Source organism: Pontimicrobium sp. MEBiC06410, from assembly GCF_053601615.1.
Map to the genome: position 1 here is coordinate 1 of NZ_JBSHNT010000036.1, position 316 is coordinate 316.

At 41.5% G+C, this 316-nt stretch carries 1 protein-coding gene; it reads left to right on the forward strand.

Annotated elements, in window-relative coordinates:
* Positions 1-316: hypothetical protein (locus ACVC08_RS00225; RefSeq protein ID WP_452600508.1), on the forward strand; the 316-nt coding region annotated here is incomplete at both ends.

Sequence of the window (316 nt, forward strand, 5' to 3'; positions counted from 1 at the left end):
TGAGATATTTACAGATGCATCATGTAACTACGATGCTGGAGTAAACATTACAGGAGATGTTACAGACGAAGCAGATAACTGTTCTACAACCCTAGACGCGACCTACACAGACGCTGTAGTCGCTGGAACTTGCGAAGGATCGTTTATTATCACCAGAACATGGACATTAACAGATAGCTGTGGTAACACTGCGCCAGAACAAACACAAACCATCACGGTGTCTGATAATATCGCACCAACATTTACTGCACCTGCAAATATCGAAATATTTACAGATGCATCATGTAATTACGATGCTGGAGTAAACATTACAGGA